Genomic DNA, 2,300 nt, shown 5'->3' with positions numbered 1-2,300 from the left:
CTGGCGGTGGTGATCGTGCGGCCAAGAACCTGCTCGGGACTAGCGTAGGAAGGGGTCATCCAGCGGCCATGCTCGCCGCTGTCGGGGTTGGGCTGCATGGCGTCGAGAAGCTTGGCGATGCCGAAATCGAGGAGCTTCACCTGGCCGTCGGCGGTCACCAGGATGTTGTTGGGTTTGAGGTCACGGTGGACGATGAGGTTGCGGTGAGCGTGGTGGACGGCGCTGCAGACCTGGCGGAAGAGATCGAGGCGGGGTTCCAAGGTCAGGCGCCAGCGGTCGCAGTAGGTGGTGATGGGAAGGCCGTGGATGAGCTCCATCAGGAGGTAGGGCTGCCCCGTGGAGGTGGTGCCGCCACCCATGAGCCGGGCGATATTCGGATGCGTCAGGTGGGCGAGAATCTGCCGCTCCCGCCGGAAGCGGCGCCGGGCTCCGGGATTGAAGGCCCGAGCCAGCACCTTCACCGCCACCCGATGCTCGAACTCCGAGTCCTCCCGCTCCGCCAAGAAGACCACCCCCGAGCCACCCCGCCCGATGGGGCGGATCAGCCGATAAGGACCGACGGTGGAACCGATCCACTCGGCCTCGACGAGAGCTTCTTCATCAGCCAGGGCGCTGTTTGGCACCGCTTCGAGGAAAGGATCCGAGCGATCCTGCTCCAACAACCGCCGAACGATGGAGCCCAGCTCTGGATCGCGGTGGGCCGCGGCCTCCAGAGCCGCATCCCGCTCCTCCGTCCCGAGGGAGGCCAAGCGGTGGAAGAGATCCCGGGCCTGCCGCCAGAGAGCCAGGGAGGTGGTGGGGCAAGTCCCATTGGAGACAGACCCAGTGGGGGCAGATGCACTGGAGGCAGACCCAGTGGAAGTAGACCCAGCCCGGCCTGCGAGCTCCCGCACCGAATTCCGCCGCACAGCGCTCGACGTCACGAGGAGGGGCCCGCCAGGCGATCCCGCAGCCAGGCGCGGGCGAAGCGCCAGCTGCGGCCGACGGTGGCCCGGCTGACCCCCAGCGCCGAGGCCGTTTCGTCGTGGCTCAGACCGGCGAGAAAGCGCAGCTCCACCACCCGGACAGCGCGCTCGTCGATGGCTTCCAACCGGTCGAGAGCTCGGTCCAAGGCGAGCAAATCCACCGGGGCCGGAGACGAATCGGCAGCGACCGGTCCCGCTGCCTCCAAGGGAGCGACGGGCTTTCCACCGCCGCGTTTTTCACACTGACGGCGACGCCCCTCGTCGATCATCAGCCGGCGCAGCAGCCGGCTGGCGATGGCGAAGAAATGCTGCCGGCTCTGCCATTCGACGCGGCGCTGCCGCAGCATCTGCAAATAGAGCTCGTGGATCAGCTCGGTGGCCTGATACGGCTCCTGGTGCCGCGGGCGCGCTCGATAGGAGGCCGCCAAACAGGAAGCGGCCAGACGACGAAGCTCCGGATAGAGGTGCTCGAAGAGGCGATCACGATCTTCCGGCCTACCTTGAGACCAGCCGGCAAGCCATTCCGCCGTTCTGCCGGTGGTCTCCTCTTCTGCCCACACTGCACTCAATACACACCTCCCAGATGCCTTCGGCTCGGTTGCAAGAGAGAGGACTTCAGCAGCTTGCCGTTGACCTGCCGGCTCACCGTGGAAATTGGATGGAGACTCAACTGTGCCCGCTATAGGCACAAAGAAAGAAAACGCAATTGCTTGCATGCTACTAAAGCATACAAGAAAAATCAAATGTTGGGGTTGTCGATCCCGACGAGGGGTGGCTCAGCTCGGACCTGCGGAGCTCGAAGAAGGGGCAGCCTGCTTGCGGAAGGCCAGGTAAAGCCCTCCTCCTACCACCAGCGCCGCCAGCAATCCCAACGCCGTGGACAGGGTGGGGTTCTTGACGCTGACGTCCATGTAGTACGGGAAGTAGTTCTGACCGGTGTAGTAGAGCCCGAAGTGCACCACCAAGGCGGCGATGGCGGCGCCGGCGGCGGCGATGAGGGGGGTGTCGTGGAGGAAGGTACCGAAGAGGACGGGAACGAAGGCGGCGGCGAAGAAGGCGTAGACGCCCAGCTGGGCGAAGATGATGACGCTCAGGTTGGGATCGACGAGCTGCTGGTAGGCGAGGCCGAAGGAGAACACCGCCAGGCCGACGATGACCACCCGGTTGAGCAGGAAGAGGAAGTGGTCCGGCAGCGAGTGGCCCTTCCAGGCGTGGTGCAGATTGTCGATGAGGTCGTTGGTGATGATGATAGAGAGGCTTTGGATCAACCCTTCGAGGGTCGACATCCCCGCCGAGATCAGGCCCAGGAAGACCAACACGCCGACGAACCACGGA

At 64.9% G+C, this 2,300-nt stretch carries 3 protein-coding genes; all 3 read right to left on the bottom strand.

Annotated features, from left to right (window positions below; all coding sequences use genetic code 11):
• The coding region (locus SX243_26005) for a serine/threonine-protein kinase (protein ID MDY7096440.1) at positions 1 to 749 on the bottom strand (749 nt) is incomplete at its 3' end.
• 170 nt (positions 750 to 919) lie between these two features.
• Positions 920 to 1,525: an ECF-type sigma factor gene (locus SX243_26000; protein MDY7096439.1), complete on the bottom strand. Its 606-nt coding sequence runs from the start codon at positions 1,523 to 1,525 to the stop codon at positions 920 to 922.
• A 216-nt stretch (positions 1,526 to 1,741) separates the two neighbouring features.
• On the bottom strand, positions 1,742 to 2,300 hold a 559-nt coding region (locus SX243_25995; GenBank protein ID MDY7096438.1), incomplete at its 5' end, for a sodium:solute symporter.

The organism is Acidobacteriota bacterium (assembly GCA_034211275.1).
GTDB lineage: Bacteria > Acidobacteriota > Thermoanaerobaculia > Multivoradales > JAHZIX01 > JAGQSE01.
This window is presented reverse-complemented; position numbering and strand designations above follow the sequence as displayed.